Raw genomic sequence first — 16,749 nt, forward strand, 5'->3', positions numbered from 1 at the left:
TATCGTGGGATTAATTAGTCCTCAATGGTGATTTCAAACGCCACTGTTTGAGGGGGAATGCTTCTGGTCATCATGGGGCTGTGTTTTGCAGAAATTTTCATGCCCACTTCTAAATCGTCCAGTTTATAAATTCTCTTGTCGTTGCCTTTTTTAATAACGGTTTCGTCTGTTACGATTAAAGCTACGCCCATGTCGTCTTCATCTTCTTTGATAACAACTTTGCCGTCTTCTGTAATTTCAATGATTTTGCCTTCTGCCTCAATGGCTTCAAGCTCGTCTCCTTCTTCAACGTCTGCATCAGCCTTGATGTTGATTGTGAATGCAGCCGTCTGGGGGGGAATGCTCATGGTCATTGCCTCTGAGTGGGTTCCGGAAATTTCCATACCGACTTTTAAGTCTTCTAATTTATAAACTCTTTTGTCGTTGCCCTTTGTAATCACGGTGTCGTCTGAAACAACCAGACGCATTGCATCTTCGTCTTCAAACGCTTTGCCAATGGTTACAAGGTTTTCGCTGATTTCTGTAATTTCGCCGTCAAACGTAAACTCTTCTTTCTGTTCGTCTTCCGGTTCCATTTCCTGGTTTTCAATCATAATTTTCACTGCTGTGGTTTGAGGGGGCAGACTTGCGGTCATAGCCGGGCTATATTCAATGCCCAAAACCATTTCAGCCTTAATGTCCTCTGCTTTTGCTTCTTTGCCGCCGGCAGTGATTACGGTGTCTTCACCAATGTGAACCACAACGGTTCCCAGATAGCCGTCCTCAACAACCAGCGAGCCGCCCTCAGTAACTTCGGTTACGGTCACAATGCTGGGGTTTACGATTTTATAGGTGCCATCTTCGTTTTCCTCATAATATCCGCCGATGATTTCGTCAACGAAGCTTAGCGGAACAAAGGTTGAATCGCCAACCAGAGTGGGTGCTGCGCCCAGGGGCTGGGGAGCACGGCGGGAGAATGCATATTCGTCTTTGTCGATGGACATCGTTATGTACTGTGCGCCCTTCAACACGTCGATGGATCTGCTTTCACCCTTCCAGGTTACGGTATATCCTAAGCCTTCCGCCACACTGCGCAGCGGAATCATTTTAACGCCGTTTACTTCTTTTACCGATACAGAGGGAAGTGTTGCACCATTCATTACGCTCGGCGCATCCTCCGCTTCACTGTCAGCCGACAATGTCATAATCGGATTGGTGGGATCAATCACCTTATCCGGGTCATATTCCGCATAAGCCATGCTGCCGGAAAGTACGCAAATCACTGCGGCGATTGCCAATATTCTTTTTTTGTTGTTCATAATCGTTCCTCCTTGTTTTTGGACTTTTATGTATATTTATATTTGTCCGTTTTAAGCTGCTTGTTTTTCAGCTTCTACTTACTTAGACATTTTCTTAACAAAAAAGTTCCCTAAAATCGAAATATTTTTTTAAAAAGCTTGATTTGCGCAAATTAAGGGATATTTAATAAATTTTATTCTGTGTATTGACTTTATTTTGCGGTTGTGATAAGATACCATTGAATTTTAAAAGGAAGGCGGCGGAAAAATGAAAATTGGAATATGTACGGGGGCAAAACAAATTGCCCAGCTCAAAACAGGCATGGCAGACTATGCAGAGCTCAACCTCTCCCATGTGTATGAAATGACAGACGGCGAATTGAAAGATACAGCAATGGTGCTGGCGGCCTGCGGCGTGCCCGCCGAGGCGGCAAACGGCTTTTTCCCTGCGGAGGTAAAGCTGTGCGGCCGGTTGTTTGACAAAAAACGGGTTCGTGAATATTGCAAAAGGGCGCTATATAACGGTGCGCAGCTTGGAATTCACACCTGTGTGCTGGGCAGCGGAAAGGCAAGATACATTGAAGAAGGAGAACAAAAAGAAAACTGCATGAAACAGCTTGAGGAAGCAATCTGCATTGCCGGCGACGCGGCGAACGAATTTGGTACAACCATTGTGTTAGAGCCGCTGAACAAAAAAGAAACCAATGTATTAAACACCGTTGCAGAAGGAGCGGCGCTGTGCAGAAAGCTACACCACCCCAACGTAATGCTGCTGGCGGATATCTACCACGTAGCGCTGGAAAACGAGTCCTTGGACGAAATTTCTAAAAATGGGGACATTTTAAGGCACGTTCACATTGCGCGGCCTGAAGGCAGGCTGTATCCTATGGAACACGACGGGTTTGACTACCGCACGGTGAAAAATGCCCTTGACAAAGCGGGCTACGATCTGCGCATCAGCGTTGAGGGGGCAAGCCCCGGCGACTTTGTAAAGAGTGCGGAAGAAAGCCTGCAATTTTTAAAATCTGTTTTCTGTTAGTCTCAAACGGCCGCCATAACTTTAAAGCGGCCGTTTTTTGCCGCATATTTTTTTCGGAAAGATATTGACTTTTTGTTGAAACTATGTTAAAATAATTTTTGTTGTCAAATAAGAAATAAATATGCGGATATGGCGGAATTGGCAGACGCGCAGGCTTCAGGTGCCTGTGATAGCAATATCGTGCAGGTTCAAGTCCTGTTATCCGCACCACCATCTGTACAGTACATGAAGTGCTGTACTTTTTCTTTTCCCTAAATATAGCAGACCGGCTTATGATAGATAAGACGTAACGGCTCCCTTCCCTTATTGCAGAAACGAAAAGAGGAATAAAAATGACAGAGTTAACGGTATTAAAAAAACTTCCCTTCTGGGAACAGCTCTCAAAGGACGAAAAAGAACTTGTACAAGCATCTTCATCGGTGCGGCATTACTCAAAAAATCAAATCATTCATAACTGCGAAACAGATTGTCTTGGCTTAACAATGGTATTAAGCGGCGAACTGCGCACCTGTATCCTTTCTGAAGAAGGTCGGGAAATTACGCTGTACCGGCTTCAACAAGAAGAACTCTGCGTACTGACAGCCTCTTGCGCAGTCAATCAAATTACATTTGATACGCAGATGTCAGCATCAAAAGATTGCGATTTGCTGGTAATCAATACCGCAGCGTTCGAAAGGCTTACAAGGCAGAATATTTATGTACGTTGTTTTATGTATGAATTGCTTACGGAACGTTTTTCCTCTGTAATGTGGACAATGCAAATGATTTTATTCAAAGGCTATGACCGCAGACTGGCGTCTTTTTTACTAGATGAATATAAACGCACCGGTCTGCGGAACATAAAAATGACTCATGAACAGATTGCGCTGCATACCAATTCGGCACGCGAGGTAGTAGCAAGAATGCTTAAGCGATTTGCATCTGATGGATTGGTTGCGTATAAGCGGGGTTGCATTACGCTAAAAGATATTGATGCACTTCGCCAATTGAATTAAATGGCAGGTTACACGGAATTAAAAAGTTTCGTGTAATTTTTTTGTCAAAATGAGACTTAGTCACTTTTCCATCTAGACTTTAATGATATAATAAAATAAAATTTATTATAAATCTAAAAATTAAAGGAGGATAAGAAATGAGCCTATTTCATTTATCGAAACCCATGAATATGAATGACGGCGTAAAGAAAATGAAAAATACGCCGGGCGCTGTTCTATTAGACGTACGCACACCAGAAGAATATAAACAGGTTCATATTCCAGGCAGTATGAACATTCCATTGAATCAGTTAGAAACGGTAAATCAAAAAATAACAGACAAAAACACTCCGATTTTTGTTCATTGTCTGAGCGGAGGAAGAAGCGCACAGGCACAGCGCGGTTTAAAGCATCTTGGATATACCAACGTTACCAATATCGGCGGTATCTATCAATATAACGGGGAAACTGAGAAAGGAGAATCATAATGAAAGTAGTGATTGTCGGCGGTGTTGCAGGCGGCGCATCTGCTGCTGCAAGAATTCGTCGTCTTGACGAAAATGCACAAATCATTGTTTTTGAACGAACAGGCTATATTTCCTATGCCAACTGCGGTCTGCCCTATTATGTCGGCGGTGTGATAACGGACGAAAATCAGCTTACCTTGCAGACTCCCGGCAGCTTTTGGGACAGATTCCGGGTGGATATGCGGGTTCGCCATGAGGTTACTGCAATCGATACGGAAAAGAAAATTGTTACCGTTTGTGGATTGGACACAGGAAAAACCTATGAAGAAAGCTATGATAAGCTGATTCTTTCTCCCGGGGCAAAGCCCACGCAGCCGAATATGCCGGGAATTGACAGCGACAAAATTTTCACGCTTCGCACGGTGGAGGATACGCTGAAAGTTCATCAATTTATCAGTGCAGAAAAACCAAAAACAGCAACGGTGATCGGCGGCGGGTTTATCGGCATTGAAATGGCAGAAAATCTTGCAGAATTAGGGTTAAAAGTATCCTTGATTGAATATGCCGACCATTTGTTGGCGCCGTTGGATTTTGACATGGCGTGTGCAGTTCATGCGCAAATGGAAAGCCACGGAATTCGTCTGATGCTGAATACCGCTGTAACAGGATTTGAAACAAAGGAGAATACTACAGTAACCAAAACAGCCGGCGGCTGTGAGATTGCATCAGACATTGTGTTGCTTAGCATAGGCGTAACACCCGATACAGCACTTGCCAAAGAAGCAGGCTTAGAGCTTGGGTTGAAAGGCAGTATTCTCGTAAACGACAAAATGGAAACCTCTGCACAGGACGTTTACGCAGTGGGCGACGCAGTTGAAATAAGGCATTTTGTAACGGGTAAGAAAGCCTTAATCTCACTTGCCGGCCCTGCCAACAAGCAAGGGCGCATCGCGGCAGATAACATCTGCGGCGGAAACAGTGTTTACCGGGGTTCGCAGGGATCATCGGTGATTAAGGTGTTTGACATGACCGCGGCCTCCACAGGAATTAACGAAGCGGCGGCAAAAGCGGCGGAGATTGATTACGAACGCGTCGTATTATCTCCGGCTTCTCATGCAGGCTACTATCCGGGCGGCAAGGTAATGACCATGAAAGTTCTTTATGAAAAGAAAACCTTAAAGCTTTTGGGTGCGCAGATTGTGGGCTTCGACGGCGTAGACAAGCGGATTGACGTGCTGGCAACAGCGATCCGCGCCGGAATGAAAGCGACAGGCCTTGCAAACCTAGACCTTGCCTATGCGCCTCCCTATTCCTCGGCAAAGGATCCTGTGAATATGGCAGGATTTATGATTGAAAATATTGTTACTGAGAAGGTAAAACAGTTTCATCACGACGAGGTGGACGCGCTTCCCCGTGACGGCAGCGTAACGCTGCTTGACAGCAGAACGCCTATGGAATATGCAGGCGGTCACGCAGACGGGTTTATGAATATTCCGGTGGATGATCTGCGGGAACAGCTGAGTGAAATCCCGAAAAATAAACCAGTTTATGTGATGTGTCAAAGCGGTCTGCGCAGTTACCTTGCCTGCCGGATACTCTCGCAAAATGATTACGACTGCTATAACTTTTCGGGAGGCTATCGCTTCTATAATTTGGTAAAGCAAGGCAAAAAACAATCGGAAACCACATACCCTTGCGGTATGAATCAATAGAAAAAAGAATGCCGTCTTGAGAATATCAAGACGGCATTTAAATATTGGATATACTTTAAATGTCCTTTTCACCGTTCCAGCAATCCATATTTCACCTTAATCCGGTCCAGCTTCTCAATCATTGCGCCGGAGATAAAATAGAGAAAAAACACGGTAGCGAACGCATGAATTAAGTCAAACGGTATTCCCATCAGATAGGCTGTCATAAACGCTGCGGCATTCGGTTTTGCCTGCCACATGAACACAGACGCTGTGTTCATAATGCCGCCGTAGAGGAAAAATGTCGTAAGCCCTCCGAAAATGCACAGCGCGCTTTTCGTCTTCCGCAAAAGCCCTTTGCGGAATAGCACACCCGCAAAAAATCCGATGATGCCAAAGGAAAACATCTGCCACGGTGTCAGCGGGCTTTGTCCAAAGAAAAAGTTCGAAACAAAGCCGGTAACTGCGCCCACTAAAAAGCCTGTTTCTCCGCCGAAGCACACTCCGGCGATTATCACCACCGCTACCACCGGCTTAAACTGCGGCAGCATGAAAAATGCCGCACGTCCTGCAACCGCAAGCGCACACAGCACGCTGACAATCACCAGTTCACGGGCCTGGGGTTTTCTTCCCTCAAAAACCATGCCAAACGGCAAAAATGTTTCTAATATAATCATAAGGCTGATAAAGTAATATTTCCGGTCAGCCAGATAAAAACAGCCGATAAAGATAGTCAGCGGAACGGCAAGCAAAACCATTGCAAGCGCCGCCCATGTACGTTTGGATAAATTTCGCTTTTCGCTTTGCGGCTGAACTGACCGGTTGGCCGCCGTCAGCTCTTGTCCGGGAAAAAAAGCCGAAAGAGCAAGCCCTGCTTCCAGCACAAGGGCAAACTGCACCAGATATTGCCGCCAGTCTGCAAACTTTTCGTGAAACAACAGCGCCGTTATGACAAATAACCCAATCATTCCACCGCCCAGCGCCGTTCGCTTCGGCGTTCGTTTTTTTGTTTCTTCCGTTTTTTCTTTTAAGCCCCAATTGTTCTGCACTGTGTAGCCGCTTTCGGGCTTTTGTTTTTTCTGCTTCAACACTCTGCCGCCCAATGCGAGAATCATGTCCTCAGCCAGCACCGCGTCCGGCATGGTGGTACGGGCCATCCGGTTTGCCGCCGTGGTGTAAAAGCTTTTGCCTCCGAAAAACCTGCGGGGCGTATCGCAGCTGGTAATGCCGCCGTCAAAAAACATGGCGCAGCGGTCGGCATATTTGGCGCAAAATTCAATGTCGTGCGACACCAGCACAATGGTAGTGCCGGCAGCTTGCAAATTCTTTAATATACCCGCAAGCTTTTCCTTAAAATGCCCGTCCAGCCCCTTGGTTGGCTCGTCCAAAAGTAAAATGCGCGGACGCAGAAGCAACACCTTTGCCAGCGCCGCTCTTTGCTGTTCCCCGCCGGATAGGTCGTATGGGTGCATGGTTAAAAGCGGCTCCAATTCACACAGCCGCACGGCCTGTGCAATGCGTTCTTCCTTTTCTGCGGCGGTCAGCTTTTTGCCTTTTAGCATCTCCTGCAAGTCCAGTGCCACCGTCTTTTTTACAAATAATGCCTGTGGGCTTTGCGGCAATACGCCCAAAAGCCCTCCGAATTTTTCCGCGTCGCTGATGCTTGAAAGCTTCCGTCCGTCCAATTTCACTTCACCGCGGCAGGGGTTTAAAATGCCGCTGATGATGGAAAGCGTCGTGGTTTTCCCGGTTCCGTTGCCGCCTACGATTGCAAAAAACTCGCCCTCGTAAATATCCGCAGAAAGCCCTTTCACCACATCCGGCGCATCCTTTTCATATCGAAACCACACTTCATGCAATTCGATCATCGGCTTGGTGTAGGAAAAAGCCGGGTCCTTCGGAATTGCAGACAGGTCCGGCTCCTTTTCCGCCGCAATGGTTTCCAGCCACTTGCGGCCCTCCCGAACGGTAACCGGGCAGTCATAAGCATTATCCACCCCTGCATAGACGCGCATGGGTGTCGGCAAAGCGACAGACAGCTCATGGTTCATCTGCTTCAGCTTTGCCCCCACCCCGCCCGGCGTGCTGTCGGCAATCATTCTGCCCTCTTCTAAGACAATCACACGGTCAGACATGGGAAAAACGTCTTCCAGCCGATGCTCCGTCAGAATGACGGTTGTGCCTAATTCCCGGTTGATTTTATGCACGGTTTCCAAAAAATCCGCAGCGGCAATGGGGTCAAGCTGGCTGGTCGGTTCGTCTAAAATCAAAACCGACGGCTGCATCACCATAATGGACGCTAAATTTAAAAGCTGCTTTTGTCCGCCGGATAATTCCGTTACCTTTTTGTGAAACCACGTTTGAATACCGAAAAAAGATGCCATTTCCGAAACCCTTGTGCGGATTTCCGGCGTTTTGAGCCCCATGCTTTCTAATCCGAACGCCAGCTCGTGCCACACCTTGTCCGTCACGATCTGATTATCCGGGCTTTGCATAACAAAACCGATTTTTTCGCTCTGTGTGCCGTCGTCCAATTCGTCAAGGGGCGTTCCCTCAAACAAAATCTGTCCGCTTTTTGTCCCGTGCGGGGCAAGCACCGGCTTGAGCTGCCGTAAAAGTGTGGTTTTGCCGCAGCCGGATTTTCCGCACAGCGTTATAAATTCGCCCTTTTGAATGGTCAGGCAAAGGTCGGAAAGCGCGGGCTTCGATTGATTTGGATAGGTAAATGTAACATGATTTATTTGAAAGCTTTCCATTTTCTGTCCTCCCAAAGCTCTATCGCCACCGGCGTGATGCAAAGAATGAAATATGCTGCAAACACGCTGATGGAATATGGCGTTACAGCCGTTCCTTTCATGGACGGAAAGTAGCGGTAATACAGCCCGCCGCAAAATGCGCCGATTACCGTATAAAGTCCGGCGGTGCAGATGGCAAGCATGGCCTTAGCATCGCGCGAATCGAAGGTAAAGATGGAAAACGCCGTTCGTCCGGGCCTTCCGTAGCCGCGGCTTTTCATGCTGTCTGCCGTTTCAATTGCGTTTTCCAGCGTCCATGTTACCATTATGGACAAAATTGTCAACCCATTTTTTGCACGCTGAAAAACAGTTCCGTTTGACACATCCCGTCCAACGCACCGCTGCGCATTGGACACCACCTGAATCTGCGCCTTGAATTTCGGCACAAACCGCAGCGCCATAGACAAAATCAGCGACAATGACGGAATGATGCGCCCGAACAGATAAAGAAACTTATCGCTGGTCATAATTACATTGTAGCAGGAAAACCAGCTGATAACGCTTACCAGCATGGCTGCCGCCGCCAATCCATACATGACAGATTCCAGTGTTAAGGGATTTCCGCTGGGCAGATATGCTAAAATCGTCACGCCTTCGTGATTAAACGCAGGGTTCATCAGTGCAGAAACAAGCAGCGTGGGCACCAGAAAGAACAAATTGAAATTTAATGCCTTTGTTCCATTCAGTTTCACGGAATAAAAAAAACTGCACAAAAGAGAAATCAGCAGACATGCGGGGTGCCGCAAAAACATTGCGCACACCAGCACCAGCGTAAAATATGTAAAATTCACAATTGGGTGATAGCCCATAAAAGCATGCTTCATTGTTTAATCTCCTGCCGAGGCGTAATATCCGCCTACATCCACGCCTAAATCGCAGGTATATACCCATTCCACGTTATCTCCGGGCTGCAGCGCATAGCGGGAACAGCCATAATTGGGGAACCAGCCGTTGACCTGATACATCCAGCCCGACAGTTCTCCGCAGTCAAGCTCATACAGATTGTGAATTCCCTCTATGTATGCGCTGTTGTAAATTGGAGCATTGACAAACTCCAAATGAATTTTATTTTTTTTCATCTCGCGCACCAGCAAATTAAATACGCTTTCTCCCTCGTAAAAGGTGACCTCCGTAGGCGGAAGAATTACGCCGTCTTCAGGAACGAGCTCCGTCTTTTCCGGGTCGAGCCACGCCATATTTTTCAAGATGGAATCGCAGCGCACGGAAATCGTACAGGTATGGGCGGTATCGGTAATCACCGCATCTTGCGGCTCCAGCGGCGCAGGCCTGCCCTCCGGCACAGGTTCTGTGCGATATTGGTCTTTCCCGGTTGCGTCGTTAATGTCCATTCCCTGCAGCTTTGCATATTGCTTGCTGCCCGCCTCATTTGCCGGCGGGTTTTCTCCGGCGATTTTCTCTGCTAAATCAATCTTTTCCTCTGCTGTTAAGGGCTTATTCGCCTTGCCGCCCGGCTTGTTTTCCACAGTTGCGGGTTCGTTTGACTTTTTCGCCTCCGGCGCAGCGGAAGAAGCTTCTGCCGGCGCTTCCGACGGAAGCGATGTTTGCTCTGGCTCCGGTGGAATTTCTGTTTCCTGCGGCGGAACAGAGGGAGATGTAACAACGGGTTCGCTTTGCGGATTCCAGCCCCGAAGCCCCGGGGCGTTGCCGCCCCACCAGAACACAAACGCCAAAACCGCCAAAACTGCCGCGCCGAGGATTATTTTGTTCCTGTATTTTCTCATGCCGCTCCACCTCTACAATTGGTTTGCTGCTCCTAACATCTGATAGAGCATCTGCGCGATTTCACAGCGCTTAATTTCCTGCTTTGGCAAAATTTCAATTTCTTCCTCAGATAAAATTTGTTCGCGCAGGCAAAATGCCAATGCGCTTCTTGCCCAATCGCTGGCCGTCACATAATCGGTAAAACCGGCTAAAACATCTCTTACTGCGGCTGTTTCAAGTTCCGTGTTCATACCGCACAGCTTTGCTGCCCGGGCAGTCATCACAGCTGCTTCTTCACGGGTGATGGTACCGTTGGGGTTAAATTCCGTTTCGGAAATTCCGTTGATAATTCCATAGCTGCATGCCGTATTTACAAACGGAAAGAACCAGTCCGTTTTTGTTACATCTTCGAATTTTGCTTCCTCTTTCATGGGAAGCCCTAACGCTTTTACCACAATTGCCGCATACTCCGCCCGCGTCATGGTTGCATCCGGATCAAAGGCATCTGCGCTTTTGCCGTTAATAATTTCCCGGGCCGCTAAGGCTTCAATGGCCTGCTGATTGCTGTGGCCTGCAATATCTGCAAAGGTGACGCCGGGTTTTGTAAGCGGTTTCACCGACACATCTGCGTGTTTGCCGGGCAGACCAGCCGCGTTATCCGTTTCCCCGTCTTCGGCAGAAACGGGCGAATCGCTCATACGGTACAAACTGCTTTTGCCCTCCAATGCACGCTGGGCGGCAACCATGGCGTAAAATCCCTGTTCGGTTGACATTTGGCTGTTGCCGCTGTCGTTTGATGTATGCTGAAAACTGCCGTCACTGTTTCGGAATGATAAAACAGCATCTAACAGAGTGTTTCCGTTTTTCACAAATCTTGCATCATCTGCAGAAATACCGAGTTCACACAAAGCCGTTAGCATCTGCACGCTGCTTTCTAAATTTTCTGCACCGCCATGGGAATAACCGCCGTTTTCGTTCTGCATGGCAGACATGCAGGCGAGCGCTTCTTCGGTTGCCTTTTTAACCTCCGGCCTGTCCTGATACTTCGCTAAGGCTTGCAGCGCCATTCCGGTGATGTCCGGATCGGAAACACTATTTCCGCTCTCTTCCGCCGCCGTACCGCCGAACAGCGACCATCCGCCGTCAGGGAGCTGACATTCTAAAATGCGGTTTAGATACAGTTCACGTGTTGCCTGTGTTTTCGCATCGGAATTCTGCGGCATTTCATAGCCGCCGCTGTCTAAAGCAATCAGCGCCCAGATAGGGCCGTTCAGCCCCTGCCAGATGGTATTGTCGTAATCCCCTATTGCTGTAAGCAGGTTATACCCAGCCACATCCGCCGGATTTTTGCCGATGGAAGTTAATGCAACAATCACTCTGGAATATTCAGTATATTTTTTATCGTGCAGCTTGCCGCCGCAATTCTTTACATACGTTTCCACATTGCTGTAATAGTTCTGATAATAGCTGTCCGGCACATCGTATCCGCTTCGGGCCAGCCCGATTACCGCCCATTCACCGCCAATTGCGCCAATCTGGGGATTTTGCACGGTTTCATACAGATAGCCTGCCGTTTCAGCAATTGCTTCATCTAACTTCGGATTGCTTGACGCAAACACGTTCATACAGCTGCTCAGTATGATGATTGCTGTTAGAAGAATGGTGATTTTATTTTTCATTCTGATTTTCAATTTCAATACCTCCGTTTTTCTGCGCTTCTGCAGCCGTTGTATCAATGGATTATTTGTCCATATCAACCAGTAAAACGCCAAGCATTTTTGCCGCCTGTGCACGGGTTGCAAACAAGAGCGGTGCAAACGTGTTGTCGCCCATGCCGGAGATAATGCCCGCCTGCTGCATGGTGCTGACCGCGTTCTTTGCATATTCTGCAATTTCGTTTTCGTCCGCAAAGCGTTCCGCTTCGTTCTCCGCCGCAAACGTGTATGCTTTATACGCCGCATAACGCTCAATCATAACCGCCATATCCTGACGGGTTATGTTGGCGTCCGGTGCAAATTCGGTTTCGCTTACGCCTTTTACAACGCCCGCTGTTACTGCCCATGTGACATTTGCCGCATACCATGCGTCATTTGCAACATCGGTAAAGTTACTTTCTGCCGCTGGAAGATCATCGCCGCTCATGCGGGAAAGGATTGCCGCAAATTCCGCACGGGTGATATTATCCTCCGGCGCAAACTCTGTTTCGCTTTTACCGTTTATCAGTTTCTTGTCAGCCAGGTCTTTGATGTAGGCAGCCGCCCAGTGACTTTCCGGTACATCACGGAATGTCTGATCTGTCTTGTCCGGTTCCTCCGGCGAAACAACATTGGTTCCACTGCCTCTGTGCCCCGAGCTGCTGCCAGAACCGCCGCCGGAGCCACCGCCTGTGCCGTCTTCTTCGTCGGGATCCCACTCTTCATAGTCTTTTTCTTTGGTGTAGTCGTCGGTATAGAACCACTCAATCTGATCACTTTCAGACAAGACCCTTGTGGCATAGCCTTCGTTGGCAATCTTGCCGTTGTGTCTATACATCCAGCCGGATTTTGGCCCGTTGTCAAATTCACCAAGCCCGTCTATTTCCGAAATATAAATACCATCGGAAATGTAATCAAGCCCCGCATTGTTCAGCATCATTTCCGTAATATATTTCACTGTGGAACCTGCGGGTATGTTTACCGACTGGGATTTGATCCATACCGGGTCTGTGTGTTTTCCTGTATTGGAGCCGGTTTCTTTATCATAGTGCAGCTTGTCTCCTGTAAGAGAGAATTTTACGTCAATCGTATCTTGTTCCGAAGACGAGCCGCTGCCCGCTCTGTTTACTGTGACGGAATAACTTTTTGTTTCGCTTTGATCCGCAGACGTAACCGTAAGGATAAAATGATTTTCCCCTACGCTTACAGCAATGGCAGGGCTTGTTGTTTTGTTTTGAAGCGCAATATCTTCTATGTTTTCACCGGTTAAAACGGCAGTCGCCTGCTGATAATTCATTTCAGGGGCAAATCGGATCGATTTTACTGAATTTGAAACGGAAAATGCAAGCTTTCCGTTTTCATCGGGAGTTTTTACATCATCGCCCGGAGTCAGCGTCAGCGATTTTAAGTCGGCATTGCTCTCACCGGCTTTCACATTGGTGAGGTTCAAAAGATAAATTGCCGGTTCTTTCTTTTCCTCCTGAACAATAATTCTCAGTTTTTCCACGGCAGCAAACGCTTTTGTGCTTGCTCCCGAGCTGACTCTCTGGTTAGAAACATAGATGTTCGCTTCCGCATTTGCCGCTGTGGGGGTAACGGTAAGGGAATTGGCGCCCTCCGCGTCCACTTCATATGTAAATGTTCCATCTTCCAGCGCAACGGATTTCCCATTGATGCTTAAAGCGGCAAGCCCCGCTGTTTTACCAACAGCTTCTTCCGCAGGCGCAGCGCGGAGCACCTGCAAAATTTCCGGCGATTTTTCACCGATGGCTCCGCCGTCGTATAACCAGGGGTTATATATTTTAATATACGAAATGCTGTCTAACTTTACAGGATTTCCCTCGCCGTCTACTGCCCAATCCAAATCAAAACCATCGCCGTTATACACAGCATAGTGGTTTTCGATATATGGATTTGCCGCCGCGTTTCCTTTTGGGTTGGCGGCAGGGCTGTTTGAATCATCGCCGGCTGCATGATTGTCTGCATAGCCAAAGGACGGAAGTACCATATCCGAGATTTTTGTGCCGGTAAAGGAAACGCTTTTGTCCGTGTAGGTGTCGTTTTTACCAATGCCGTTTTGAAACGATTGATATACGGCGGGATTTGGATAATATGGCTGCGTGTGATGGTCGTTTGTCAAAATGGTGCCTGAGCCGCCTTGATTGTCGGTCCACGGCACATGAACCGCACCTGCAAAGGAAGGATCCGGGTTGGTGTAGGTCACGGTTAAATTATGAACGGTATTCGCGTCATAATATTCGCTGCCTGCCAGCTCATACCAATGTTCCCCGTCCTGAGATACCATAACTGCCGCCGGTTCGCTTGCAGACTGGGAGCTGGTACCATCTGCATTTGTAAACACATTACCCTCTACAATAAAATCAATGCCGTACGGATTCATCGGGTTGTTTTCTATTGGGGTGTCATACCGGTACACAACGTTGCCGCCGAAAGCGCCCAGGGTAACCGCCTGTTTGCCCGCCAAAGTGGCGTTCGGATTTGCATAGATAGGCTGGTTTACAAACTGGCCGGGCGCCGGAAGATATGACGCTACACTGCTGGGAGAGTCAGCAGGCATGCGGGACATGTTAATAATATATACCTGCCCTTCCTTCACCCCGTCGACCGTGCGGTAGAGCCACACATAAAGCATTGCTGTGTCCATATCTTTTACCGGCACGTTGACGAATTCTCCCGCTTTGCCGGTGTAGGACTGATCTTTTAATGCAATGCGGATATCAACTTCCTCGTCCTGCGCTACATTCGTGTCAAATTTTAACCGCAGGGTATCAGAATCGTTGCTGAATCTTCCGTTACCGGTGCGATTGGAACCGTTTTCTCCAAATTCTGTGTTTAAAGCGCCGTTTTCTATTTCAACGGCCGTTATATCAAGCTGGCTTTTTCTGTAAACAGTAAGGGTATATTCGGTGACAACATCGTTTTCATCAGTTATTTGAATGGGGATTTTATTTTCACCCACATTCAGCGCAATTTCGGAGGAGGCTTTTCCGCTTGCCACCGTTTCAGTTCCTACTAAAATCGTACAATTTGCCGCTGTTGGCTTCACTGTAATCTGGTCGCGCCAGTAATTAACCGTATAGGTGCCCAGCACAAGCGATCCGTTCACGAATACCGGCGTTAGCTCCTCTTCCAACGGCATTTCGCCATCCTTGCCGGCCCAGTTATCTTTCTTTCCGCCTGTTGTGGAGGAAGGCGTAATTGCAAACGCCGTCATAGGTCCGCTGGCGGCCGATTTATTTACATGAATGGTATATGTGCGCGTCTTCTCCTGCTGTGTGCTGCTTTCAGGTGCGGTTACCGTTATCACAATGGCAGAACTCGTATCTGCTTCGTCCGGCAGATAGCAAAGGGTTGTGATTGCCTTTCCGCTTGTTGTCAGCGTGCCGCTGTTTGCATCGGCCAGACTTTTGTAATAGGATGTAATTTTAATGTCTGCGCCTTCCGCGGCCGCTTCGCCTGCAAATTTAAGCGTTCTTATTCCCTTAACATCCATATGATATTCGTATGTATCCGGGTCAAAAACAAGGCCTGTAACAAAATCTGACGAACCTTCTGACGGAGCGGTGACCGATAACGATTTCAGTTTGGTATCATCTTCGGAGGAGATGGGCAAATCAACCACCGTTGGCTCAAGTCCGCCGTCCGTTACACTGATTGTTCCTGTTTTTGTAATATATCCCTCTTTGGATACTGTATATGTAAATTTTTGTGCACTGCCTGTCGCGCTTGTGTGCAGCATACAGGTATATCGGTCATAGCCCTCCGGCGCGCCGTCCGTTTTTACAATATATTTATCCTCTACTGCAGCATTGCCATAGTAGCTGTCAGTGAGCGAAAGCGAAGCGCCTTCGGTAATGTGAAAGGGAACTGTTACTGCTTCAAACGCCGGAATCGTAATTCTATGCGTAATGCTTGTGCGCACTGCAGTATCTGCTTTTGAAGCAACGGTTGCCGTTAAATCGAAAACAGCATCCTCTTCACCCACATTCGGACGTGTAACCGTTGTAGCCCTTGTTCTTTCATTGATTGTGAATGCGTCACTTTTTCCGCTTACGTTTTCGGCTGTCCATTTTATATCGACCGCCGTCGTATTGTAAAGGCCGCATGCGTTCGGCAGCGCCGTGCTCGAACCAGATTTCTCTCCCAACGCCGAAACCACCGAATTGGCAGAGGCGTTTGAACCAATAATCCGATGAAACGGCAGCTGGCCTGCAACATAGTTAACCAGCTCCTCCGGAGTTCTTTGCAGTGACTGAACGCTTACACAAAGCTTTGAAATTTCTTCAGAGGATGCCGAGCCGACTGTAAACGTCACCTTGTCCAGACGGTTCATATTTTTATTTGCATTGTTTGTAAAGTAATCCTGTGTTATTTCACCGTTGATATCCATGCCGTCATAGGACAGGCTTTTTAAAGCTCCGGTACTCCAGTCGCTATAATTGGTTGTATAGATGTACGGCGTATAGTCGATTGTTACATCTCGTCCCGTTTCGTAAAGTGCCCAAGCCTTTAAATAAGACAGAACATTGGTATATGTTGTCCCGTTATATTCAAGAGGAAAAATCAGAGGGGTTTTGGTAAGGTTGGCATACTCCGATTTTGAAAACTCTTCATAAATGGAATTTACCGCATCTTCGTCACTCATCTGCGGAGCGTCGCCTGCAACCGTTACAACGCAGACGGGTGCAATAATCGGGCAGTCTGCAATAAGCTGGTTGCTTCTGAGCGTATGGTAGCTTTCTTGGTTTTCTTTCCACTCCATGAAGTCCACATACCGGACCTCATCCGCCGGATATGGGCCGTCGCCATAATCCGCCTCTGTATATGCCATCTGTGTCTCGTATGTACTGAAGTCCATCACACCATATACAGGATTATCCTGCGTAGACATATTCATTAAATTATAATCGGTGACCACATCTTCTGCAAAGCCTTCGGCAGAAACAGTATAGGTTCCGGCTTCTTCAAAGGACAAGGTCACGTTTCCGTTGCTGTCAGTCGTTTTGCCCTCAATTGCAGAAAAAGTGCCGTTTTCCCATACGCCGATAGAAATGTTTTCAAGCGCAGTG

The 16,749-nt window shown here is 47.7% G+C and carries 10 protein-coding genes and 1 tRNA gene; 5 read left to right on the top strand and 6 right to left on the bottom strand.

All coding sequences use genetic code 11. The features are described from left to right. Positions 1 to 14: 14 nt before the first annotated feature. The gene (locus WIG73_RS04105; protein WP_337399403.1) at positions 15 to 1,298 is read right to left on the bottom strand and encodes a copper amine oxidase N-terminal domain-containing protein; all 1,284 of its coding nucleotides are present in this window, start codon (positions 1,296 to 1,298) and stop codon (positions 15 to 17) included. A gap of 247 nt (positions 1,299 to 1,545) precedes the next feature. Between WIG73_RS04105 and WIG73_RS04110 the strand changes: the two genes are divergently transcribed. The 5 genes from WIG73_RS04110 to WIG73_RS04130 all read left to right on the top strand — a co-directional run bounded on the left by WIG73_RS04110 (position 1,546) and on the right by WIG73_RS04130 (position 5,469). Further along, positions 1,546 to 2,316, top strand: coding sequence for a sugar phosphate isomerase/epimerase family protein (locus WIG73_RS04110; RefSeq protein WP_337399404.1), 771 nt, complete (start codon positions 1,546 to 1,548; stop codon positions 2,314 to 2,316). A 123-nt stretch (positions 2,317 to 2,439) separates the two neighbouring features. Further along, positions 2,440 to 2,526 (top strand) — tRNA-Leu (locus WIG73_RS04115). A 122-nt stretch (positions 2,527 to 2,648) separates the two neighbouring features. Then, positions 2,649 to 3,311, top strand: coding sequence for a Crp/Fnr family transcriptional regulator (locus tag WIG73_RS04120; protein WP_249311177.1), 663 nt, complete (start codon positions 2,649 to 2,651; stop codon positions 3,309 to 3,311). A 137-nt stretch (positions 3,312 to 3,448) separates the two neighbouring features. Then, a complete protein-coding gene (locus tag WIG73_RS04125; protein ID WP_337399405.1) occupies positions 3,449 to 3,778 on the top strand; it encodes a rhodanese-like domain-containing protein in 330 nt (109 codons plus the stop codon). Continuing rightward, the gene (locus WIG73_RS04130; protein WP_337399406.1) at positions 3,778 to 5,469 is read left to right on the top strand and encodes an FAD-dependent oxidoreductase; all 1,692 of its coding nucleotides are present in this window, start codon (positions 3,778 to 3,780) and stop codon (positions 5,467 to 5,469) included. The genes WIG73_RS04125 and WIG73_RS04130 overlap by 1 nt, the downstream gene beginning before the upstream one ends. A 68-nt stretch (positions 5,470 to 5,537) precedes the next feature. Here WIG73_RS04130 and WIG73_RS04135 read toward each other — a convergent pair whose 3' ends face one another. The 5 genes from WIG73_RS04135 to WIG73_RS04155 form a co-directional block, all read right to left on the bottom strand. After that, entirely contained in the window at positions 5,538 to 8,204 is a 2,667-nt protein-coding gene (locus WIG73_RS04135) for an ECF transporter S component (RefSeq protein WP_337399407.1), read from the bottom strand. Continuing rightward, entirely contained in the window at positions 8,186 to 9,067 is an 882-nt protein-coding gene (locus WIG73_RS04140) for an energy-coupling factor transporter transmembrane component T (RefSeq protein ID WP_337399408.1), read from the bottom strand. The genes WIG73_RS04135 and WIG73_RS04140 overlap by 19 nt, the downstream gene beginning before the upstream one ends. A 3-nt stretch (positions 9,068 to 9,070) precedes the next feature. Next, positions 9,071 to 9,985 carry a DUF4430 domain-containing protein gene (locus tag WIG73_RS04145; protein ID WP_249311182.1) on the bottom strand — a complete coding sequence of 305 codons (915 nt, stop codon included), beginning with the start codon at positions 9,983 to 9,985 and terminating at the stop codon, positions 9,071 to 9,073. Between the two features lie 12 nt (positions 9,986 to 9,997). Continuing rightward, complete coding sequence (locus tag WIG73_RS04150) at positions 9,998 to 11,656, bottom strand: S-layer homology domain-containing protein (RefSeq protein ID WP_337399409.1); 1,659 nt, start codon at positions 11,654 to 11,656, stop codon at positions 9,998 to 10,000. Positions 11,657 to 11,705: 49 nt separating this feature from the next. Continuing rightward, on the bottom strand, positions 11,706 to 16,749 hold a 5,044-nt coding region (locus WIG73_RS04155; RefSeq protein ID WP_337399410.1), incomplete at its 5' end, for an S-layer homology domain-containing protein.

Source organism: Congzhengia sp. (assembly GCF_037235575.1).
Classification (GTDB): Bacteria; Bacillota; Clostridia; order UBA1381; family UBA9506; genus Congzhengia; species Congzhengia minquanensis.